This is a genomic window from Salinispora vitiensis (assembly GCF_000378825.1).
Lineage (GTDB): Bacteria > Actinomycetota > Actinomycetes > Mycobacteriales > Micromonosporaceae > Micromonospora > Micromonospora vitiensis.
Map to the genome: position 1 here is coordinate 992935 of NZ_KB900388.1, position 20236 is coordinate 1013170.

Annotated in this window: 23 protein-coding genes and 1 pseudogene; 16 read left to right on the plus strand and 8 right to left on the minus strand. The window is 67.9% G+C overall.

Annotated features, from left to right (window positions below; all coding sequences use genetic code 11):
• The first annotated feature begins 1 nt into the window (after nucleotide 1).
• Entirely contained in the window at nucleotides 2-706 is a 705-nt protein-coding gene (locus tag SALPAC2_RS0104565; protein ID WP_018215462.1) for a M23 family metallopeptidase, read from the plus strand.
• A gap of 60 nt (nucleotides 707-766) precedes the next feature.
• Here the strand turns inward: SALPAC2_RS0104565 and SALPAC2_RS27200 are convergent, their stop codons facing one another.
• Nucleotides 767-943, minus strand: coding sequence for a hypothetical protein (locus SALPAC2_RS27200; protein WP_018215463.1), 177 nt, complete (start codon nucleotides 941-943; stop codon nucleotides 767-769).
• Nucleotides 944-990: 47 nt separating this feature from the next.
• On the opposite strand from SALPAC2_RS27200, the gene SALPAC2_RS28440 reads away from it, so the two are divergent.
• From SALPAC2_RS28440 to SALPAC2_RS0104610, 6 genes are all read left to right on the plus strand, one after another.
• Nucleotides 991-1323, plus strand: a complete 333-nt coding sequence (locus SALPAC2_RS28440) for a GNAT family N-acetyltransferase (RefSeq protein ID WP_397540870.1) — start codon at nucleotides 991-993, stop codon at nucleotides 1321-1323.
• 130 nt (nucleotides 1324-1453) lie between these two features.
• Nucleotides 1454-2278: an SDR family NAD(P)-dependent oxidoreductase gene (locus SALPAC2_RS0104580; protein WP_223874069.1), complete on the plus strand. Its 825-nt coding sequence runs from the start codon at nucleotides 1454-1456 to the stop codon at nucleotides 2276-2278.
• Nucleotides 2279-2360: 82 nt separating this feature from the next.
• Nucleotides 2361-2738 carry a VOC family protein gene (locus tag SALPAC2_RS0104585; RefSeq protein WP_018215466.1) on the plus strand — a complete coding sequence of 126 codons (378 nt, stop codon included), beginning with the start codon at nucleotides 2361-2363 and terminating at the stop codon, nucleotides 2736-2738.
• 541 nt (nucleotides 2739-3279) lie between these two features.
• A complete protein-coding gene (locus SALPAC2_RS0104595; RefSeq protein ID WP_018215468.1) occupies nucleotides 3280-3843 on the plus strand; it encodes a DinB family protein in 564 nt (187 codons plus the stop codon).
• Between the two features lie 115 nt (nucleotides 3844-3958).
• Nucleotides 3959-4156 carry a hypothetical protein gene (locus tag SALPAC2_RS0104600; RefSeq protein ID WP_188115875.1) on the plus strand — a complete coding sequence of 66 codons (198 nt, stop codon included), beginning with the start codon at nucleotides 3959-3961 and terminating at the stop codon, nucleotides 4154-4156.
• 284 nt (nucleotides 4157-4440) lie between these two features.
• Nucleotides 4441-4626: a recombinase family protein gene (locus SALPAC2_RS0104610; protein ID WP_018215471.1), complete on the plus strand. Its 186-nt coding sequence runs from the start codon at nucleotides 4441-4443 to the stop codon at nucleotides 4624-4626.
• A 100-nt stretch (nucleotides 4627-4726) separates the two neighbouring features.
• Here SALPAC2_RS0104610 and SALPAC2_RS0104615 read toward each other — a convergent pair whose 3' ends face one another.
• Entirely contained in the window at nucleotides 4727-6319 is a 1593-nt protein-coding gene (locus SALPAC2_RS0104615) for a DUF6194 family protein (protein ID WP_018215472.1), read from the minus strand.
• Between the two features lie 93 nt (nucleotides 6320-6412).
• Here SALPAC2_RS0104615 and SALPAC2_RS26810 point away from each other — a divergent pair.
• The 6 genes and pseudogenes from SALPAC2_RS26810 to SALPAC2_RS0104640 form a co-directional block, all read left to right on the plus strand.
• Nucleotides 6413-6510, plus strand: a pseudogene (locus SALPAC2_RS26810) (MerR family DNA-binding transcriptional regulator); the annotation flags it as partial.
• 75 nt (nucleotides 6511-6585) lie between these two features.
• Entirely contained in the window at nucleotides 6586-6924 is a 339-nt protein-coding gene (locus SALPAC2_RS0104620; protein ID WP_018215473.1) for a nucleoside triphosphate pyrophosphohydrolase, read from the plus strand.
• A gap of 189 nt (nucleotides 6925-7113) precedes the next feature.
• Nucleotides 7114-8016 (plus strand): ABC transporter ATP-binding protein, encoded by a 903-nt coding sequence (locus tag SALPAC2_RS0104625; RefSeq protein WP_018215474.1) that lies wholly within the window; start codon nucleotides 7114-7116, stop codon nucleotides 8014-8016.
• 31 nt (nucleotides 8017-8047) lie between these two features.
• On the plus strand, nucleotides 8048-8743 hold the full coding sequence (locus SALPAC2_RS0104630; protein WP_018215475.1) for an ABC transporter permease: 696 nt from the start codon (nucleotides 8048-8050) through the stop codon (nucleotides 8741-8743).
• Nucleotides 8744-8745: 2 nt separating this feature from the next.
• A complete protein-coding gene (locus SALPAC2_RS0104635) occupies nucleotides 8746-9990 on the plus strand; it encodes a sensor histidine kinase (protein ID WP_109745369.1) in 1245 nt (414 codons plus the stop codon).
• Nucleotides 9983-10624 carry a response regulator gene (locus SALPAC2_RS0104640; protein ID WP_018215477.1) on the plus strand — a complete coding sequence of 214 codons (642 nt, stop codon included), beginning with the start codon at nucleotides 9983-9985 and terminating at the stop codon, nucleotides 10622-10624. The genes SALPAC2_RS0104635 and SALPAC2_RS0104640 overlap by 8 nt, the downstream gene beginning before the upstream one ends.
• Before the next feature lie 356 nt (nucleotides 10625-10980).
• Here the strand turns inward: SALPAC2_RS0104640 and SALPAC2_RS0104650 are convergent, their stop codons facing one another.
• The 3 genes from SALPAC2_RS0104650 to SALPAC2_RS0104660 form a co-directional block, all read right to left on the minus strand.
• Nucleotides 10981-12672, minus strand: a complete 1692-nt coding sequence (locus SALPAC2_RS0104650) for a DUF885 domain-containing protein (protein WP_018215479.1) — start codon at nucleotides 12670-12672, stop codon at nucleotides 10981-10983.
• An 83-nt stretch (nucleotides 12673-12755) separates the two neighbouring features.
• Nucleotides 12756-13301 carry a DUF7010 family protein gene (locus SALPAC2_RS0104655; protein WP_018215480.1) on the minus strand — a complete coding sequence of 182 codons (546 nt, stop codon included), beginning with the start codon at nucleotides 13299-13301 and terminating at the stop codon, nucleotides 12756-12758.
• 28 nt (nucleotides 13302-13329) lie between these two features.
• On the minus strand, nucleotides 13330-14010 hold the full coding sequence (locus SALPAC2_RS0104660) for an alpha/beta fold hydrolase (protein WP_018215481.1): 681 nt from the start codon (nucleotides 14008-14010) through the stop codon (nucleotides 13330-13332).
• Nucleotides 14011-14231: 221 nt separating this feature from the next.
• Between SALPAC2_RS0104660 and SALPAC2_RS0104665 the strand changes: the two genes are divergently transcribed.
• Nucleotides 14232-16139, plus strand: a complete 1908-nt coding sequence (locus SALPAC2_RS0104665; protein WP_018215482.1) for a S9 family peptidase — start codon at nucleotides 14232-14234, stop codon at nucleotides 16137-16139.
• A 79-nt stretch (nucleotides 16140-16218) separates the two neighbouring features.
• On the opposite strand, the gene SALPAC2_RS0104670 is transcribed toward SALPAC2_RS0104665, so the two are convergent.
• Nucleotides 16219-16563 (minus strand): DoxX family protein, encoded by a 345-nt coding sequence (locus SALPAC2_RS0104670; RefSeq protein WP_033661775.1) that lies wholly within the window; start codon nucleotides 16561-16563, stop codon nucleotides 16219-16221.
• Nucleotides 16564-16730: 167 nt separating this feature from the next.
• Here SALPAC2_RS0104670 and SALPAC2_RS0104675 point away from each other — a divergent pair, with 167 nt between their 5' ends.
• Nucleotides 16731-17501, plus strand: coding sequence for an aminoglycoside phosphotransferase family protein (locus SALPAC2_RS0104675; protein WP_018215484.1), 771 nt, complete (start codon nucleotides 16731-16733; stop codon nucleotides 17499-17501).
• Nucleotides 17502-17583: 82 nt separating this feature from the next.
• Here SALPAC2_RS0104675 and SALPAC2_RS0104680 read toward each other — a convergent pair whose 3' ends face one another.
• Nucleotides 17584-18492: an alpha/beta fold hydrolase gene (locus SALPAC2_RS0104680; protein ID WP_018215485.1), complete on the minus strand. Its 909-nt coding sequence runs from the start codon at nucleotides 18490-18492 to the stop codon at nucleotides 17584-17586.
• Nucleotides 18493-18625: 133 nt separating this feature from the next.
• Nucleotides 18626-19219 carry a TetR/AcrR family transcriptional regulator gene (locus tag SALPAC2_RS0104685; protein WP_018215486.1) on the minus strand — a complete coding sequence of 198 codons (594 nt, stop codon included), beginning with the start codon at nucleotides 19217-19219 and terminating at the stop codon, nucleotides 18626-18628.
• A gap of 124 nt (nucleotides 19220-19343) precedes the next feature.
• On the opposite strand from SALPAC2_RS0104685, the gene SALPAC2_RS0104690 reads away from it, so the two are divergent.
• Nucleotides 19344-20198 (plus strand): SDR family NAD(P)-dependent oxidoreductase, encoded by an 855-nt coding sequence (locus tag SALPAC2_RS0104690; RefSeq protein WP_018215487.1) that lies wholly within the window; start codon nucleotides 19344-19346, stop codon nucleotides 20196-20198.
• Nucleotides 20199-20236: the final 38 nt, after the last annotated feature.

A 20236-nucleotide genomic window follows, 5' to 3' on the forward strand; every position in this document is an offset into this window, starting at 1 on the left:
CATGGGCAAGGATTTCTCCGCGCGGCGCGAGACAGGCGAGACCGTCATCTCCCTGCCGTTCACCGGCCTGTGGCTGGCGCGTAACAGCCCGGCCCGCCGCGTCCCCAGTCACGGGACAGACCTGCTGGGCACCCGCTACGCGATCGATTTCGTCGGCACCGATGAGCGCCGCCGCGCCGCCCCGGTCCGCGACTGGCGCACGCTCCTGGCCACCGAGGCGCCGGACCGCTACTACGCGTTCGGCCAGCCGCTGCTGGCCCCGGCCGACGGCGTCGTGGTCGACGTTCACGACGGCGAGGCCGATCACGCCGGCCGCCGCTCCCCCCTCGCCCTGGTGCCCTACATGCTGGGCCAGGCGCAGCGCCTGCGGGCAGGCCCGGGGGCCGTGGCCGGCAACTACGTGACGATCGCCCTGCCCGGCAACCGGGCGTTCGTAGCACTGGCACACCTGCGGTCGCAGACGATCCGCCCGGCGATCGGCGACACGGTGCGGTCCGGGGAGCAGATCGCGGAGTGCGGTAACTCCGGCAACTCGACCCAGCCCCACGTGCACATCCAGATCATGGACAGCCCCGACATCTCGGTGGCTCGCGGGCTGCCGATGGCATTCAGCGACTTCCGGGAACGCCGGCGCGGTTCGGCCCACTTCGAGGACCGCGCCGGCGTTCCCGGCGAGGAGTCGATGGTGCAGCCCCTGGCCGGTTGACACCGCGTCGCGGCACGGCGTTGCGCCCCAACCGGCGGGCAGTGGGGCGCAACGCATGCTTCAGGCGGCGGCTTCCTCCAGCACCACCAGCCGGCCGGTGCCACTCAGCGTGGCCACGTCCAGATCTGCCACGCAACGCACTGGCACGAAGTCGAGGGTGAGGGTGCCCTCGACATGCACGCTGCCGGTCCCGGCGACGAAGTCTGCGCCGCTCAGGTCGGTCGCGTCCCGGTCCACCCGGACGCCATGATCGGTTCACTGATGACATCATCGGCTACTGCGGGCTGGTCGACAGCGGACAATGGTCAAAAGGGGAACCGGAACTAGCGTTCGAGCTGCTGCGCCGAGTCTGGCGTCAGGGATACGCGACCGAGGCCGCGTTGGCGGTTCTAGACCGGGCAAGATCGTCCGAACGTCTATGGGCCGCGGTCTGGGATTGGAACACCGCTTCGCGTCGGGTGCTGGCGAAGGTCGGGTTCACCGAGACCGAGCGGAAGGAAGTGGACGCGGTCCACGGGACCACCCTGTTCACCACGATTCGACTCTCACCCATCGGAGGTGTGGCATACCGCGACCCGTGCTTACGCGACCTACGTGGCGATGGCGGTCAGGGCTGATCAGGGAACGGGGCCGGGTGAGGCCGTTGCGGTCCAGGGTCGGCATGCTGATCTCACCGGGTCAGCGGGTGCTGTCTCGTACTGATTGTCGGGGCATCCGGACGACTGGTGCTCCTGGCATGCTGGGTGCGTGATTGACCTTGCAGGACAAGTGGTCCTTGTTACCGGCGCGGGACGTGGCCTGGGCAAGTCCTACGCTCGGCTGCTGGCCGCCAGAGGCGCGCACGTCGCCGTACACGATGGGGGAGTCGATCGCGACGGTAGCGGCAACGATCCTGCTCCCGCCCATGCTGTCGCCGGTGAGATAACCGACGGTGGAGGGCGCGCGTCCGTGCACGTGCAAAACCTGGCGACGCGTCACGGCTGTGCGGAACTGATCGCCGAAGTCCTCGCCGAGCACGGACGTATCGATGCGTTGGTTCATAATGCCGGCATTGTTCGTTACCACGGCATCGGCGAAGCAACTGCGGACGAGTACGACACGACCATGGTGATCAACGCCGACGCGGCATGGTGGCTCTGCTCAGCGGTGTGGCCGCTGATGCGGACTCAGCGCTACGGCAGAATCGTACTGACCACCTCGGACTTCGGACTTCGCACCATCGACGGCGCTGACGTGGCCGCTTACAGCGTCAGCAAGGCGTCCCAGTTTGGTCTTATGAACGCACTCGCCGGCGAAGGCCGAGCACACGGGATCCTGGTTAACGCGATCTGCCCGGTGGCTGCCACCCGCATCTTCCGTCGTGCCGTGCAACCGCACGAACTCCTGCCCGCGTCGGTGGCTCCAGGAGTCGCCGTGCTTGTCTCCCGCGAGTGTCCCTTCACGGGACATGTCCTCCGGGCCGCCGGTGGTGAATGGAAAATTTACCAAGTCACCGTGATGCGGCAAGCCGACCTCGGCTGCGATGCCTCACCGGAAGCCGTGCTGGCGTGGGCGAGCCACGCCACCGGTTGAGCCGGATCAGCTGTGTGCCGTACAGCCGCCGGCCGGACGGCGGGAGGATGTCGACCGTGATCCGGGAAGCGAGGTGCGATCAATGATCGCCGAGCTGGAGTGTGTAGTTCTGGACTGTCCGGATCCGCCCGGGCTGGCCGAGTTCTACCAGGGGCTGCTCGGTGGGGAGGTCAACCAGATCGATCCACGGTGGAACACAGGCGACGACTGGGCCACCCTGCACACCCCCACCGGGTTCGTCCTCGCCTTCCAACGGGTCGCTACCTATCAGCGGCCGCGTTGGCCCGCTCCGGACCATCCGCAGCAGTTCCACTTCGACTTTCGAGTTGTCGACCTCGGTACGGCGGAGCGGCAGGTGCTGACGCTCGGCGGGACCTTGCTGGACCGCGACCGGGGCTGGCGGGTCTATGCCGACCCTGCCGGACACCCGTTCTGCCTCCTGCCAAGCCGATCCACCTGATGCTGCCGAACGACGACCAGCGAATCGACTCTCCCGACTGGTGGCTGGAGTACACCCGCGTCGGTCCCGACAGCACCGTCAGCCCGAGCATGGCGTAGTGCGACGTGAGGGCACATATCGGGTAAGCATGGCGAGTTGGTCGGCTGTCATCGGCGCGGACGCCGATCACCACCGCCGAGCCATCGCGCCGCTGGGCGAAGAAGCCGGGGCATAGCTGACGTACGCCAGCCAGATTGACCACATTGGCCCCCCCCGAGGCACCAGCACTCGACCATGCGGCAGCGACCGTGGACCCCGGTACACCATAACAGTCATTATGATGCATCGGGATTTTGTCCGTTTTGTTCGGTCCCAAGGATTGTCGGATTATCGGTAATAGAAATTCGATAATTAGGGCGGCCTCACAGTCAGGGGCGTCCGCGAGGGCCTTGTCAGTTCTCTGCTGAGCTGGCGGAGTCTCAGGCGACCTGTCGGTACAGGTGGCGGAGTCTCACCGGATCTGGCGGACGCCGTCTGCTCGACGGGTCTGTAGTGTGCGGCAATGGCAAGAAGCGAGCGGCTCGCGGAGCAGTTGGACTGGTACTGGCGCAAGAACCTGCGGCCGCGGCTGGACGGTCTTACTGACGAGGAGTACTTCTGGGAGCCGGTGCGCGGCTGCTGGAGCATCCGCCCGCATGGCACGTCGGCCGCTCCGATGTCGGCAGGTTCGGGGGAATGGACGGTGGACTTCGCGTCCCCTGCCCCGGTGCCGGCCCCGGTGACCACGATTGCCTGGCGGCTGGCGCACATCATCGTCTCGTGCCTTGGCTATCGGGTCGGGTGGTACTTCGGCGGCCAGGAAGTCGACTCCGAGACATTCGCCTACGCGGGGACCGCTGACGAGGCGCTGAAACAGCTCGATGAGATGTATGGGAGATGGAACGCGGGGGTCCTCGAGCTCTCGGACGCTGACCTGGACCATCCGCCCACGGTGGGTCCCGAGCGGTTTCCCATGGAGAACAGGGTCCTGCACGTCAACAGGGAGCTGATCCATCACGGCGCCGAGATTTCCCTGCTGCGCGACCTCTACCGCTGGCAGGACGGAGCCACACCGCACCGAGTATGACTTGCGGTAACCGGCGATCGAACTTCGGAAACCTACGTGGACACAAACACATGTGTCTCACGAGACTTGGCGGCCCTGTGTATTCGTCTCAGTTGATATGGCGGATGATGTTCCGATGATCAGCCAGGGGCGGGTGGCGCTCGCCGATTACGAGGCCGTGTATGTCGGGGCCGACTACGAGTCGGTCCCCAACCCGATCCAGCGGTGGATCAACGAGATCCGCCACAAGCACGCGAAGACCCGCACCGAGTTCTACGAACGCCACGCGGGGTTCACCCGAACCCCGTTCCCCGAAATCCGCCACTTCAAGTGAGAGACGATGACCAGTGACCACACCGAACACGAATGGCGAACCACAGGTCAACCCCACTCAACACCGCCAACTCAAACGAGACGAGACAGGGCTGGCCTGGGTGTCGACCGACGCCCAGGAACCCGCTCGGCAGATCGACGCGCCCAAGGCCGCCTGGCTGCGGCCGGATCTACCTCCGTCGTGCTCGACCTGACCCGGCTGGGCCGCGATACCCGAGAACTGCTGGCCAGCATCGACGATGACCTGCACGCTCACGGCCACCACTTTCGTACTCCGACGGCGTCGTGCTCGACACCAGTGATGACATCTCCGGGGAACTGATCTTCACCGTGTTCGGCGCCATCGCCAAGTTTCAGCGCCAGCAGATCGTCAAGGGCACCCGCGAAGTTCTCGACGCCGCCCGCGCCCGCGGCCGGGTCGGGGGTAGGCCGCAGGCGCTGAGCAGGTCACCGACGCGCGGATCCTGTTAAGCGCTGGTCAGACTCAGGCCGCTGTCGCCGGCAAGCTCGGCGTGTCCCGGTGGACCCTCAAAAACGATCGGACTTCGTCGTGGGGATCTGACGCCTGGACTTATGAGCGCTGGCTCCTGCGATGTTCGCGTTCAGCACTGCGGGTCCGTGCTTGTGTGAGCAGTCGTTCTACCTCGTCCGCGGTGGCCGGGCCTGGGTTGACCACGCTCGCCCAGCCCTGCACGGCATAGGCGGGATGGGGCATCAATCGGTCGATCTGCGCGAAGTTGATCTCGTTACTGTGCACGGCGAATTCCTCCGGGCCGTAGCCGAACAGGCTTCGGAACTCGTCGCGGCCCACTTCGATGTTGAGCCGGTACCGCTCCGGCTCGTACAGGCGGGACTGCTCGTCGAAGCCAGGCACGTCGTGCCCGACGACCGTGGCGAACGGACGTTTCCGGTCCTCGCCGGCGAAGAAGAACCGGTCGCCCCAGGTGTAGGGCGGCATGTCGGAGTCTGCCTGGATCCGAGTCTCGGTCACCCCGGGAAGGCCGGCGATCCGCGCGGCGTCGGCCGCGCCGGGTTCGGAGCCGATGTGCAGGATCGCGTCGCAGGTCTCGATCGTTGCCTTGTCCAGTGGGAAGTGCCCGGGTAGTTCCACCACGCGTTCGCGCAGATCGTCACCGGCCGGGGGCGAGAAGATCCCGGTCTGTGCTCCGAGCCGGTCCTCGTAGGTGCCGGGCTGCGGTTGTCCGAGGCCGGCCGGACCGCTGGCCCCGAGGCTGCCGGCTACATACAGGTACTTGTCCCCGAGCAGCGGCGACACGATCGAACCGGCACCATTCCACTGGGCGGCCAGGTCCTGGCCGTCCCAATGGGCGTCCCATTGAGACGGGGTCCGTTGCAGGTGGGCGTTGTGGGCCCAAACGAGGAGCGGCCCGCGGTCGCGTTCGAGGGCGAGGATGTCGAGCAGATTCTGCGCCATCAGCGCGTCACGAACGGCGAGCAGGCGACCGATCCGCTGTGACTGGGTGCCGGGTTCGGCGATGGCGGCATGGTAGGTGAGCAGGCCGATCACGGTGGTGGCGAGCACCCTGGCACGGTGGAACGCGTACGTGCCGGTCTCGGCGATCAGACGGGGTGCGTCGACGTGCAACTGGGTGCGGAGGTCTTCGGCCAGGCCGCGTAGTGCGTTGGCCCGTGGTGAGCGTCCGGGAGATCGGGTCGCGTCGAACATGATTTCCTGGTCGGTCCAGCGGTTCTCGTCACCGACCAGGCGGTCCAGGTCGGGTGCCGGCACGTCGAGGTAGTCGTACAGCTCGTGCAATAGCGGGCCGGGGCTGGGGGCTGCGGTGATCTCGGTGGGCGCGTCGAAGCCGTGGAAGGTGATGCGCTGCTCGGGCGGCAGCGTTGTGTTGTGCGCGCGCAGCCAGTCGACCAATTCGCGGGTCGCCGGGTGGGCGCCCCAGCCGTGGCTAATGCCGGTGTCCAAGTCCACGTCGTCGCAGCGGCCCTGCACGTAGTCGTCGACGGCGAGGCCGGCGGCGCGGTCCGACTCGATCGCGATCGACCGGAAGCCGTGTCCGGCGAGTGTTTCCAGGATCCGGTTACGCAGACGCGGGAACGCCGGTTCGCCGTGGTACGGCTCACCGATCGCGAGTAGGTGTGGCCGGCGGGTGGCGAGCAAGGACGTCAACTCGGTGTCGAAAACCATGACCTTAACCGTATCGTTGAACCACCCTGTGAACCTTTTCCGTAAATCACCAGGGGAACCGCCGGTTGAAGCCTCAAACCCGGGTATCGGCCAGTGGATCTGGCACGCATGGACTGTCGCCGCAAGCGGTCCGCAACTACGAACAGGTCGGGGTGATCTCGCCCGCCGCCCGGACCGCGACCGGCTACCGGGCTACGCACTCTTGTTGAGATCATGTCAGTGGACCACACGACGGCGGCCGAACCGCCGAACGGGATGATGACGGGATGCCCCACCAACAGAAGATCGTTTACGGCAAGCTCGTGCGTGATCGCATTCCGGAAATCATCACCGCCGATGGTCAGATCCCAAGGGTCCGGGTACTGGACGACCCGGACCTACTTCCTGCGCTGATCGCGAAGTTGCACGAGGAGGCGGAGGAGGTCGCAACCGCCGAGCCGGACGCGCGACTTGGTGAACTTGCCGACGTGCGCGAAGTACTCGCCGCCCTGACGATCGCGTCTGGCTTCACCGAGCTGGAGGTAGAGGAGGCGGCTGCCAGCAAGCGCGCCGAGCGCGGCGGGTTCACCCAACGCCTCTGGCTCGACGAGGTACTCATCCCCTGACGGGCGAAACTCGGCTGCCCGAGTCTCCGGCGAACCAGCGCTGACGGTTCCCGGTGAACCCACCCTTCGGCTCAGCTCAACCCACGGGAAGTCATCAACCAGGTGGCGGATTTTGGATCATCAGAATCCAGGGGCTGATGTGGCCGGCGGACCGATTCGGACGCGGCGCCGGGCGCAGATCCTTGGTGCGTGGCAGTCATCGAAGTCAGGGATCTTCGCAAGCGGTACGCGGATCTGATGGTGCTGGACGGGGTGTCGTTCAGTGTCGAGGAGGGCGAGATCTTCGGCATTCTCGGCCCGAACGGTGCCGGCAAGACCACCGCTGTGGAGTGTGTGGAGGGTCTGCGCCGGCCCGACGGTGGGTCGATCCGGGTGCTCGGTCTGGACCCGATCGAGAACCGGGGCACACTGTGCGAGCAGACCGGCGTCCAACTCCAGGACACGCAGCTACCGGACAACCTGAAGGTGTGGGAGGCGCTGGACCTGTACGCCTCGTTCTACGCGAAACCCTGTGACTGGCGGGAACTACTGCAGCAATGGGGGCTGGAAGACAAACGCGATGCCCGGTTCGGCAAGCTGTCCGGAGGGCAGCGGCAGCGGCTGTTTATCGCGTTGGCGTTGGTGGGCGACCCACGGGTGGTGTTCCTGGACGAGCTGACCACCGGCCTGGACCCGCAGGCCCGCCGCGCCACCTGGTCCCTGATCAAGCAGATTCGCGCGACCGGTGTGACCGTCGTTCTGGTCAGCCACTACATGGACGAGGTCGAGGAGCTGTGCGACCGTGCCGCTATCTTCGACCAGGGCCGCATCGTCACACTGGACACCCCGTCCGGCATTGTGGCCGAGATCGACGCCGAGTACGAGATGCGGTTCACGCTCATCGCCGGTGACCTGGCCGACGTGGCCGGCCTGCCCGGGGTGGTCCGGGTGACCAGGAACGGGGACTACATCGTCGTGACCGGTCGGGGTGACTTCGCCACCGCCGTCACCGCCCAACTCGCCCGTGACCACGTACTGGTCAGCGACCTGCGCATCGACAGGCGCACCCTCGACGACGCGTTCATCGCCCTGACCGGCCAGCCCTTCGACTAGCCCTGTTTCGAACCGACAAAGGAAGGCGATTATGGGCAAGCTTGCCGTCGTCGAAGTGAAGCTGCTGGCCAGGGAGCCTGGGGCGATCTTCACGCTGCTGATTCCGCTGTTCATCCTGCTGGCGTTCGGCAGTTCCATCGAGCCCGGCGACACCGTTCTCCTACCGATGGCGTTGGCGATCGCCGTGGGACTGGTGGGGCTGTACCTACTGCCGACGACCCTGGCCACCTACCGCGAGCGAGGCATCCTACGTCGGATGTCCACCACGCCGGTCCGGCCCGCGAACCTGCTCGCCGTCCAGGTCATTCTGCAGCTGGTCCTGACGCTGACCACGGGTGCGCTACTGATCGCGATCGCCGGTACCGTCCTCAACGCTGACCTGCCCACCGCCGTGGGGCAAATCGCGGTGACGTTCCTGCTCGGCACCGGGGCCATGTTCGCCGTCGGCCTGCTCATCGCCGCACTCGCCCGCAGCGGCCGGACCGCCAACGGCCTCGGTGTGTTGCTGTACTTCCCGATGGCCTACCTCGCCGGGCTCATGCAACCCACCGACCAAATGCCGAAACTACTCGCCCGCGTCGGCGAATACACACCGCTTGGCGCCTTTCGACAGAGCATGCACCAGCTGTGGACGGACACCACGCCCAGCCCGGTCCTGCTCGCGGTCCTCGCTGCCTATGCTGTGGCGATCAGCGCCGCGGCGGCCAGGTTCTTTCGTTGGGAGTGACCATGAGGGAACGGCTGGAACGGCTGGAACGGCTGGAACGGCTGGAACGGCCGGAACGGCTGGAACGGCCGGAACGGTGGGAGCGGCCGGAGCGGCTGGAACGGTGGGAGCGGCTGCAGGAACGACAGCTGGCCGTGGCGCCCTACGTGCTGCTGGCGGTCGCCGTCGCTCTGTGCCTGGTGACAGGGGAACGGCCATGGCCGATGCTCGCGTTGGCCGCGGCCGCGGCCGGCTGGCTGTGGCTGGTGCCGCGTGGCCCCGCGTACGTCGCCGGGCTGGTGGCGTTGATCGGCCTGCTGTGCACACAGGGGACCTGGTTCGCGCCGTTCTTCGGCTTCGTCGGCTACCTACACTCGTGGTGTTACCTACGAGGCCGTTGGCGCTTCGTCGGGGTGAGCGCTACTGCGGCGATCAGCGTCCTGACCTACAGCGGCGGGCCGCCCGAGGCCACCCCGGCCAGCGTCCTCACGTTCCTGTTCTTCACCGCGGCGATCGTGGGTGGGGTCGCGATGTTCAGTTTCATTGGTGACATCACCCGGGAACGCAGCGCCGAGCGCACCCGCATGGTCAAACAGCTCCAAGACACCATGCGAGAGAACGCCGGCCTACAGGCCCAACTGCTGGTCCAGGCTCGTGAGGCGGGCGTCCTGGACGAGCGGCAGCGGATGGCCGCCGAGATTCACGACACGCTCGGCCAGGGCCTGACCGGCATCATCACTCAGCTACAGGCGGCGCGGCGGGCCGAGGACTGGCAGCGACACGTGGACATCGCCGTCCTGCTGGCCCGCGACAGCCTCGCCGAGGCCCGTCGATCTGTGCATGCGGTCGGCCCCGGACATCTGGCGGCGGCGCCGCTGGACCAGGCGCTGCGGGCAGTCATCACCGAGTGGGGGGAGCACAACGAGATGGCCGCCACGTTCACCGTCACTGGTACGGTCCGGCGGATGCATCCGGAGATCGAGGAGACGCTGCTGCGTACCGCGCAGGAGGCGTTGGCCAATGCGGCCAAACATGCCGACGCGTCCCGGGTCTCACTCACCCTCTCGTACATGGAGGATGTCACCATGCTGGATGTGCGTGACGATGGTGCCGGATTCGACCCGACGCAGGTCCGCGACGGTGGTGGTTTCGGCCTCACCTCGATGCGCAGGCGGGTGGACCGCCTCGCGGGCACCCTGGAGATTGAGTCGGCGCTGGGCGCCGGCACAGCGATCTCGGCCAGTGTCCCGGCGGTGGCCCGTGATTGAACCGCCGATCCGGCTACTCATCGTTGATGATCATCCCATCGTCCGGGGTGGCATCCGCGGGATGTTGGACGGCGACCCGCAGTTCGAGGTACTTGGCGAGGCCGCCAACGGCGCGCAGGCCGTGGACCTTGCCCGCGCGTTGGGTCCGGACGTGATCCTCATGGACCTGCGGATGCCCGGAATGGATGGCGTAGCCGCGATCCTGGAGCTGAACAGGGTGGGCGTAACGGCCCGCATCCTCGTCTTGACCACGTACGACACCGACCGTGACGTGCTGCCCGCCATCGAGGCCGGCGCCACGGGCTACCTACTCAAGGACACCGGCCGCGATGAACTCGTGCACGCGATCCACGCGGCCGCGCGCGGCGAGGCGGTGCTGTCCCCGTCCGTCGCCACCCGGCTACTCGGTCAGGTGCGCACCCCGGTCAACGCGCTCAGCGCTCGAGAGCTGGAAGTCCTGACCCTCATCGCGGAGGGCACCACCAACCGTGAAGCTGCCAGGAAGCTGTTCATCAGCGAAGCAACTGTGAAGAGCCACCTGCTGCACGTCTACGCCAAGCTCGACGTCAACGACCGTGCCGCAGCGGTCGGCGAGGCGTTCCGCCGGGGCCTCCTCACTGTGGACAGGGGCTGAGCTCAGCCCCAACGGCCGGTGCCCAGGCCACAGCTGCCACCAACCAAGGAAGCTAACCCTCCGTGATCGCCCAGGCGGCGAGAGCACCCACATAAGCGAGGGGCAGCGCCACCGCCGCGACCCCGACGAGACGCGGTGTACGTCTTTCGCGCTGGGTGTATGACAGCAGTGTCGCAATGGAGATCAGCATGCTGACAAGTGCGACGGTGACGTACCAGGGCATGCATACTCTCCGTTTCACCAACTTGTCGCGCGAAGTGTTACCTTGCGCGGAACCGTCAGCCTCATTCCGGTAGGACCACTTCAGGTGGCTGGACCGCGTAGCCCGGGACCGCGCAGCGCCCGGAGGGCTACGGTCACTTCCGGGGTGCGGTGCGGCTTGCGGGCCCGGTCTCAGTGCCTACCGATGATGGCCGGCCCGATCGCACGTGGTCAACCTGCTGGAGGGCGGTGGTCAGCTGGTCCAGGCCCAGCGAACCCAGCTCCAGCGCGTGCCGGTGGAATGCGCGCCGGTCGCCGGGAAAGGACGAACGGCCAGCCAGCCACACCCGCTCGCCCGCCTTGTAGGCCAGCGCCTGACCGGGCCGGCCTAGGTATCGTCCGAGCTCGGCCAACGCGTACGGCCCCTGGTGACAGTGGTCGCGCAGCAGCGCCAGCGCGGCATCCGGCGTCCACACCGCTCGATCACCGAACGGCGTCGGCAGCCGCAGGTGCAGGCCGATGTCGAGCACCACCCGGGCCGCTCGCAGGAGCTGCATGAACAAATGTCCCAGCCGGGCACCCGGTTGTTCGTAGAGCCCGAGCTCGTCCATGAACCGCTCCGCGTAGAGGGCCCAGCCCTCCTGACTAGCGGAGAGGCCACCAAGCAGGTTCAGCCGTTGCCCGAGACCACCCCGTAACACCTCGGAGCCGAGGTGAAGATGATGGCCGGGAACGCCCTCGTGATAGGCGGTGCTGTAGGCGATCCAGGTCGGGAAAGTCGTCGCGCCCTCCGGTAGGGACCACCAGACCCGGCCAGGCCGCGCCAGGTCCCGCGACGGCCCGATATAGGCGACGCCGGACGACGTGGTCAACCGCGACTCGATGCGACGCAGCGGGGCTGGAATGTCGAAGTGCACGCCGTCCAGCCCCTCCATGGCCGCCTCCAACAGCTCCTGCAGCCACGCGCCGAACGCCTCCCTGCTGTGCAGCGTGCCGGGCGCGTTGGGGCTGGCGAGCTCGGCAAGCACCTCAGGCATACTCCCACCCAGGGTCTTCGCTTCCGCGATCAGCTCTGCCTCTACCGTTCGGAACTCGTCCCAGCCCCAGTCGTACAGCTCACGCAGGTCGGGCTGGGCTGCGAGGAAGGTACGCACCCAGAGCGCGTACCGCTGCTGACCGAACGCCTCCTCGGCAACAGCGCGCGGTGCCAGGTCCGCGGTCAGCATCTCGGCCAGCTTCTGGTACGCCGCCCGCGCGCCCGTCGCTGCGGCCTGCAATGACGCCCGCTGAGGCCCTCCGCCGTAGCGGTCAATCAGGGCAATATCGTGGTCGATCCAGCTGCCGCAGCGTTGAATGACGAGCTCCACCTGACGCCGCGCCGGCAGGTTGCCGCGCTCCGCGGCGAGTAGGAGGCTGCGGGTGTACCCGTCCAGGGCGGCGGGGATCGCGGCCAGGCGCGCGCCGACCCGAGCCCAACCCTCCTCGAAGGCCGCCCCCTCGGTGCCGTGGCCGGGAACCGCGGCCTCGACGGCCTGGCGGATGAGCTGGAGCGGACCGGTGGCCGCCGCGTGCAGTTCGCGCAGGTCCTCCCCGGCATCGTGAAGGGCGACCCGCGTTTGCAGCCGTTCGGCGAGGTGGGCGTGCAGCGGGGCCGCAGTCGGCAGGCCGGAACCCAAGGTCTGGAGCTCGCGCAGGGCGCGGGCTGCGAGGTCGGCGCGGGCCTGGTGCCCCTCCGGGCCGTAGTCGGTGAGCCGGTCGACATCCTGCTCGCCCGCCTCGATGACCGCCGTGCAGGGATCAAGGCCAGACATCTCAGACAGCAGCCGATCCGCGAACTCCTCGATCATGGCGGCAATTCTTTCGTAGCAGCTGGACCACGGATCCGGTGGTAGCCGGCGTCCGCCCGAACCGGTCAGTCCCGCCCGCTGAATCAGAGGGCCAGCGCGACCGCGGCCCCGCTCAGCATGAGAAGCCCGGTCGACAGGCATGTTCGGTGCGCGCCGACGATCGGGCCGGGGCCGCCTTCGCGCTCGGCGCGGTGGCTGACGAGCGCGGCGGCCAGCGCGATCGTAGCCCCCAGCACGAGGTAGAGCGGGGTTCCGTAGAGCCACGAATAGGGCGCGAAGTGCACGACCAGCAGGATGACCAGGCCCAGCGGCACCAAGGTGTACCGCCTACTCAGGACCAGGAAGATGACGACCGGGAGGCCGAGCAGCTGACTAGTGGCCACTGTCACCGAGAGCGATTCGAGGGCGGCATCGTGGGGTGGGGGTGGGCCGGGGGTCAGGAGTGTCAACGCCAGGGCCACCGGCAGCGCGACCATGCCCTGGAAGAGCGTGACGATGGCGGCGGTTCGCGCACCGGCCTTCGCCCACGCCATCGCGGCGACGAGCCAGGTGCTCCCGTACGCGGCCAGGAACGCCCACCCGTATCGGTTCGCCGCGGCCAGCGCTCGCGTGTACTCCTCGACATCCATGGCTGAATGCCTCCGGGCCCGTCGGTCGTCAGAGTGAGGTTGTGCTGTGGTGCCGCAGGAACGGCACGACCGCCTCCAGGAACCTGGCCGGCTGGTCCCGGTGCACGTAATGGCCGGCGGTGATCGTGACCACCCTGGCGTTAAGCATCCGTGCCGCTGCTGCCACCAGCAACGCCTGCCGGTCGTCGCTGCTGGCCCCGTCAACTATCAGCGTCGGTTGCCTGACCGTCTCCGTCCCCTCCCACCAGGCCGGATCCGGATCGGTCAGTTGCGCCCGGATCGCGTTGACCACCGCAATGTCACACGGTATCGGCTCATCCGGTGCGACCAGCGGCGGCCGGTACAGATCTCCGGGCCGGGGCACGGTCGCGTCCTCCAACACCAGCTGCGTAACCCGGTCCGGCGCTGCCTGCGCGACCAACACCGCCACCACCGCCCCCATGGAATGTCCGACCAACGCGACGCGCGTCAACCCCACCGCATCCAGGAAGCCGAGTACGTCGTCGCGCATCAACTCGAACGAGTATGTACCAGGCCGGCTACTGTTCCCGTGCCCCCGCAGATCCAGCACGAACACCTGGAAGGTGGTAGCCAGCTCCGCCAGTACGGGTATCCAGTCCTGCCCACTGTCACCCAGGCCGTGCAGGAGCACCACGGGTTGCCCGGCCGGATTCCCGGCCAGCTGGTAGCTGACGCTGACCTCACCCACATCTATCGAATCGATCATCCGCCCACTGTAGTGAGAGCAGCGCGCGCTCGTGGGGGCTATTGGTCGGGGGACAACCGTCGCATCATCGCACGGGGCCGCCGGTATCGGCTGGGGGCTCTATCTAAGCTGGAGTCGACCAAGGACCTCGCCGGGGCGGCGTTCAACCTTGCCCGTCTACGCCGCGTGCTGGCCCGCTACGGCCCAGACGGCAAGATACTCGCATGACAGCTCTGACCGCTGAACTCGTGGTGGATGGTCGCGCCCCACAGACCCCGGCGCTCGCCCCGAACGGCCGTACGATGTGCTACGTGCTGGCTCCCACCAGCCGAATCGGCGACCACCTCGACACCGAGTTGTGGCTGGTCGAGCTCGACGGTAGCGGTGCGGCACGCCGGGTGACCGCGGACACCGCGACGGAGTCCCAGCCACGCTGGTCCACGGACGCGGGCACGCTGTTCTTTCTGTCCGACCGCGCCGAGCGCGGCGTCCCGCAGTTGTACCGGCTCACTCTCGCTGACGGCACCGTGACCGGGTTGACCGGTTGGCGGGCCGGTATCACCGATCATCTGCCCCTCGCCGACCCCAACCAGGTCGCCCTGCTCGCGCAGGATGAACCCACCGAGGAGGACGAGCGCCGCGCCCGGGACCGCGACGACGCTATCGTCGTCGGGGCGCGGGAGCCACAGACCAGGCTGCGACTGCTCGACCTAGACACGGGCCAGGCCACCACGCCGAACGTGTTCGGCGATCGGCACGTCGTCGAACTGCGACAACGACCGGACGGCGGCCCGCTCGCCGTACTCACGCAGGCCAGTGCCGACAACGACTACGGTCCCAGCACCGCCCGGCTGCACCTGTTCGACTACCGCACCGGGATCGCGGAGGACCTTGGGCCGGTCGCCGCCGACGCGCGCTCGCTGGCCTGGTGGCCGGCGGAGGACGGTTGGCACCTCGGATACCTCGCCCTCACCCCACCGGGCCTACAGGCCGGTCGCGCCGTGTTCGACCTTGCCCTGGGCACTCGAGTCGTGCGGAACCGCACCGCCGGGCTGTCGATGTGCCCCACCGAACTGTGCCAAACCGACGCCGCCGCACTGGTGGTGTTCGCCGACGGCCTGAACACCACCCTGGCCCGGCTCGACCCCAACGAACTCACATCCCTGTCCCAGCACCGGGGACGTCTCGATGGCCTCACCGCCACCCGCACCGGCGCGGAGGTCGCCGCGTTGACCGGCAGCCGGTATCAACTCACCAACGTCTACTTCGGGTCACCGGCCGGACCGCTGCGGAAAGTCACCGACACCCGTCCGGAGTTGGCCGGGATCCCGCTGGGCACGCAGCAACCACTGACTTACCACGCCGCCGACGGTCTCGCCCTGGACGGCCTGCTCGTGCTCCCGGTGGGAAAGACCACGGCCGACGGGCCGTTCCCGCTGGTCACGATCGTGCACGGGGGGCCGTATGACCGGCACGCCGACCGCTGCCAGTTGTTCTGGTTCCCCAGCGGCCAATGGTTGGCCACCGCCGGCTACGCGGTGTTCCTGCCGAACCCGCGTGGTGGGCAGGGCCACGGCCACGAGTTCGCCGCCCGCGTGGCGGGCCGGGTCGGCCGCGAGGAGTGGACCGACATTTTGACCGGCATCGACCTGCTCGTCGACCAGGGCATCGCCGACCCCGATCGGCTGGGCATCGCCGGTACGAGCCACGGCGGCTTCATGTCCGCCTGGGCCGTCGGCCAGACCGACCGGTTCCGTGCCGCACTGGTCGGCGCCGGCGTCACCGACTGGGGCATGCTCGCCGCGACCGGGGAGAACGGCCAGTTCGAGGCCACGCTCGGCGGCAGCACCGGCTGGTCCGGCATCGGACCACACCCACATGACGCGGTCAGCCCAATCTCCTTCGCCAGCCGCATCCGCACCCCGGTGCTGATAATGCACGGCGCCGAGGACACCAACGTCCCGCTCGGCCAGGCCGTGTATCTGCACCGGGCGCTACGCCACTTCGGCGTTGAGCACGAGTTCGTGATCTATCCGAGGGAGGGCCACGCCATCCGCGAGCGCGCCCACCAACTCGACGTCCTACACCGCACGCGCGCCTGGTTCGACCACTGGCTCTGCCCGCAACGGTGACGTGCGCGCCGCGAGTACCGTCCGGGTCGGGGCAGGGCGAGCTGTACGGACTCGGGCGGCACTGGCGGCGTTTCGGAGATCAGGCGTTCAGGATGTGCAGGACGGCCAGCGCGGCGGTGGCGAGCGCGAACACCACGGGGACCAGGACGACCGGGATCGGGTCCTTCGCGCGGGCATGGTAGCCCGCTGCCCCGATCAGCAGCAGGGTCAAACCGACCGCGGCAGCGACGGCGATCGGCCACCAGAGCAGGCCCAGCAGCAGGCCGGCGACCGCGAGGACCTCAAGGTCGCCGATCGTCCGGGTGCGGGCGGGGGAGACCCCCAGGCGGGCCATCCGCTCCCGCATCTGGGCCTGGCCGGCGACCTTCGGTGCGGCCACGGCCAGGATCACCGCGGCGAGAAGCAGGGTTAGGACGACGATCAACGATCTTCCCTTTGGGTAGTGGCGGATGATCTGCCGACCGTAACAGAGACGGAACCGGGTTAAGGCGCCGCCGAGGGGCGCGACGACAGGCATCCACATTGGTATTACCCACGTCATGGTATGACCGGACCAAAGCCCGGCCTGATCCCGCTGATTGCGAGCAGCATATGACGATTCGACAGGACTTCCGCGGCGGAGTGAACGTGGTACGCCGCCGCGGTAACGTCGTCCACCGGCCGGCGTCACCGGCGGCGCCGGCCATCCATCGGCTCCTGCGGCATCTACGCGACCACGGCTTCCACGGCGCGCCGGAGCCACGTGGCTTCGACAGCGACAACAACGAGGTACTCACCTTCATCGACGGCGAGGTTCCCGAGACACTTCCGCCGCACCTGCGTACGCGGACGCTTCTCACCACCGCCGCCGAACTGCTCCGGGGCCTGCACGACGCGAGCGCCTCGTTCCGTCCGCGCCCCGACGACCTCTGGCTGCTCCCAGCCCGGCAGCCGGCCGAGGTTATGTGCCACGGCGACGCCGCCCCGTACAACTGTGTGGTTCGGGACGGCGCTGCCGTGGGCTTCATTGACTTCGACGCGGCTCACCCCGGACCGCGGGTCTGGGACATCGCCTACGCCGCCTACCGGTTCGCGCCGCTACAGGCACCGAGCAACCCGGAGAGCTTCGGCAACCCGACGGAACAGGGGCGTCGAGTCGCCGACTTCTGCCGCGCGTACGGGCCGCAGGTCGGCGCCGAGGTCATCGACGTCGTTCCGGACCGGCTGCAGGCGCTCATCGACGTCATGCGCGAGCAGGCAAGCCGGGGCCACGAGGCGTTCCAGCAGCACATCGCGAACGGGCACACCGACCTCTACGCGGCGGACATCAGCTACGTACGCGCCCACCGCGACACCCTGCGGGCCGCGTTCGACGTGGACTGAAGCTGCCTTCGGGATGGGCTGCCGGCCCTCGGTGGCGGTGTCGAGTGCCGGCGGCGGCCCACAGCGCGAGTTCGGCGTGGCGTCAGCTCGTGTGACGGATGACCAGGTCCGCGATGCGCTCGGTGAGTCCTGGTGCGAAGAACGGGTGGTGGCCCATCCCCGGCACGATCTCCAGCTGCGCCCCCGGAATCTGCGCCGCGAGGGCCACCCCGTGGGCCTGGGGGAAGAGCGGATCATCGCTGCCGTGCAGGACCAGAGTCGCCGCGGTGATGCGGGACAGCGCGGCCCGCCGGTCATCGGCCCAGCGCCGTCCGGCCAGATCGTGGTTCGAGGCGGCAGCGACGTTGGTGGCACGGGAATAGCACTCTTCGACGAACCGCCGCGCGGCCAGCTCATCGAAGGGCAGGACACTACCGTTGAGCACCCGCCACATGTGCAGGTCCGCCTCCATGCGCTGCTGGGCAGTGCCACGAGGAGGCTTCGCCGCTACGGTCAGGTGGCTGAGGAATTCTGCCGTCGGGGGCGGGAGCTCGTCCGCCGCAGCCGGCTGACCGGCCAGTGCCCGCGCCCACGCCGGGCCGGGATTGTTCCCCATGGGTGAAGCGGCCATCGCCGTCAACGTACGGACTCGGGCCGGCTGATGTACGGCGAGCCACTGCCCGATCGCCGCGCCCAGCGATGTTCCGACGACATGTGCGGCCGCGACGCCGTGGCCGTCCAGAACGGCCACCGTGTCGCCGGCCAGGTCGGCCAACGCGTACGGATACCGGGTGAAGTCGACGCAGTCGGAACGACCGGTGTCACGGTGATCGAACCGGATCACCTGTCGGCCGCTGTGCACGAGGGCATCCACGAAGTCGTCGGTCCAGCCGATGGCCGGGGTGGCGGTACCCATGACCAGCAGAACAGTGGGGTCAGCAGGGTGACCGAACCGCTCGGTCCACAGCCGGACCTGCCCGGAATGAACGAACTTCTCCTCAGCAGTAAGCATGCCGGGCACCGTAGCGGTTACCAGGACAGCCAAAAGCCGCTACCCATTGTAGTTGAAATTGATGTCCATGAGATAATGGACTGGTGGCGGCGCCAGACTGACCAACCGCCGGCCGTCCGCCCAATCCGGTCGTTCAAGGGCGGGGGTGAAGGCCATTGAGGGCGGTGGTGACGACGCTGTCGGCGTACTCGGTGGTGAGGGGGCCGCTTCGTTGTAGCCAGCGGTTGAGCACCGGCCCCCAGATGATGTCCACCGCCACGTCGAGATCGAGGTCCGCGGCGAGTTGGCCGGCCTGCTGGGCGCTGCGCAGCCGAGTTCGTTTGGCGTGCCGCATCGGCTTGTCTAGGCGTTCGGCGTAGGCGGCGGCCAGTTCGGGGTCGTGCGTGATCTCGGTGGCCAGCGCGCGCAGTGGCTGGTCGTAGCGCGGGTCGTTGAGCTCCGTGACAGTGGCGCGCAGGACCGCGGTCAGGTCTGCGTGCAGGTCGCCGGTGTCAGGAAGGAGCACCGGCTCACCCGCACTGCCCTCGTTGCGCATGAGGAATGCGTCGAAGATGACGACGCCCTTGGAGGGCCACCAGCGATAGATGGTTTGCTTTCCCACTCCGGCGCGCACGGCGATGCCCTCGATGGTGAGCTTGGCGTAACCGACCTCCTGCAGCAGGTCGAACGCGGCCGTGAGAATGGCTCGCCGGGAGCTCTCCCGTCGACGGATGGGGTTGGGTGCCATCCCGTCATCATAGCTAGCGAGACGGATCGTATCGTCTTGCAGAAGGGGATCACCGTGCGTAAGCTTGCCATCCGAGACGGTACGTCTCGTCTTATGCGTCACTCGTTGGAGGCAGGAGAAGCCCATGCGCGACGACACCGCTGCCCGCACCTGGTTCATCACCGGCGCCAGCCGCGGCCTGGGCCGTGCCTTCACCATGGCCGCGCTCGAACGAGGGGACCGGGTCGTCGCCGCCGCCCGGACCATCGCCGCCGAAGACTTCGATGAGCGGCACAGTGAACGGCTGCTTGCGCTGCCGCTTGACGTGACCGACCGTACGGCGGTCTTCGCCGCCGTAGCCACCGCGATCGAACACTTCGGGCGCCTCGACATCGTCGTCAACAACGCCGGCACCCTGTCCCTGGGCATGATCGAGGAATTCACCGAGGAGCAGGCCCGGGCCCAGTTCGACGTGAACCTCTTCGGCGCGCTCTGGGTCTCCCAGGCGGTCCTGCCACAGCTACGCACCCAGCGGGCCGGCCACATCGTGCAGATCTCCAGCATCGCCGCCCTCGGCGGCTTCCCCAGCACCGGTCTGTACAGCGCGAGCAAATTCGCGCTCGAAGGCATGAGCGAAGCCCTTGCGCTGGAGGCCGCAGCCTTCAACATCAAGGTCAGCATCATGCAGCCCGGCGGTTACTGGACCAACCTCTACCAGGACATGACCACCACCACGGAGCTGGATGCCTACGACCCGCTCCGCGCCCAGGTGCAGGCGCAGTGGGCGCACGGGTCGGTCGACAGCGAGCCCCACCTCGCCGCCGAAGCCCTGCTCACCCTCGTCGACAGCGACGAACCACCGCTGCGGCTGCTGCTCGGCGGCACGGTCTACGATCTGGCCTTCGACCTCTCCCGCCGCCGGATGGACACCTGGGCCAGTTGGGAACAGGTCAGCCGGGCCGCCGAGCATCCCGTCCCAGCACCCGAAGGCGTTCGATAGCGACCGCCCACACCAGCGACCTCCCACACCTGCCCCGG

Bases quoted from the DNA above. Each gene is read 5' to 3' on its own strand.
- SALPAC2_RS0104615 (WP_018215472.1), bottom strand. From the start codon at position 6,319: ATGGTTTTCGACACCGAGTTGACGTCCTTGCTCGCCACCCGCCGGCCA.
- SALPAC2_RS0104595 (WP_018215468.1), top strand. From the start codon at position 3,280: ATGGCAAGAAGCGAGCGGCTCGCGGAGCAGTTGGACTGGTACTGGCGC.
- SALPAC2_RS0104600 (WP_188115875.1), top strand. From the start codon at position 3,959: ATGATCAGCCAGGGGCGGGTGGCGCTCGCCGATTACGAGGCCGTGTAT.
- SALPAC2_RS0104635 (WP_109745369.1), top strand. From the start codon at position 8,746: ATGAGGGAACGGCTGGAACGGCTGGAACGGCTGGAACGGCTGGAACGG.
- SALPAC2_RS0104620 (WP_018215473.1), top strand. From the start codon at position 6,586: ATGCCCCACCAACAGAAGATCGTTTACGGCAAGCTCGTGCGTGATCGC.
- SALPAC2_RS0104655 (WP_018215480.1), bottom strand. From the start codon at position 13,301: ATGGATGTCGAGGAGTACACGCGAGCGCTGGCCGCGGCGAACCGATAC.
- SALPAC2_RS0104665 (WP_018215482.1), top strand. From the start codon at position 14,232: ATGACAGCTCTGACCGCTGAACTCGTGGTGGATGGTCGCGCCCCACAG.
- SALPAC2_RS0104630 (WP_018215475.1), top strand. From the start codon at position 8,048: ATGGGCAAGCTTGCCGTCGTCGAAGTGAAGCTGCTGGCCAGGGAGCCT.
- SALPAC2_RS0104675 (WP_018215484.1), top strand. From the start codon at position 16,731: ATGACGATTCGACAGGACTTCCGCGGCGGAGTGAACGTGGTACGCCGC.
- SALPAC2_RS0104690 (WP_018215487.1), top strand. From the start codon at position 19,344: ATGCGCGACGACACCGCTGCCCGCACCTGGTTCATCACCGGCGCCAGC.
- SALPAC2_RS0104585 (WP_018215466.1), top strand. From the start codon at position 2,361: ATGATCGCCGAGCTGGAGTGTGTAGTTCTGGACTGTCCGGATCCGCCC.
- SALPAC2_RS0104680 (WP_018215485.1), bottom strand. From the start codon at position 18,492: ATGCTTACTGCTGAGGAGAAGTTCGTTCATTCCGGGCAGGTCCGGCTG.
- SALPAC2_RS0104685 (WP_018215486.1), bottom strand. From the start codon at position 19,219: ATGGCACCCAACCCCATCCGTCGACGGGAGAGCTCCCGGCGAGCCATT.
- SALPAC2_RS0104565 (WP_018215462.1), top strand. From the start codon at position 2: ATGGGCAAGGATTTCTCCGCGCGGCGCGAGACAGGCGAGACCGTCATC.
- SALPAC2_RS0104650 (WP_018215479.1), bottom strand. From the start codon at position 12,672: ATGATCGAGGAGTTCGCGGATCGGCTGCTGTCTGAGATGTCTGGCCTT.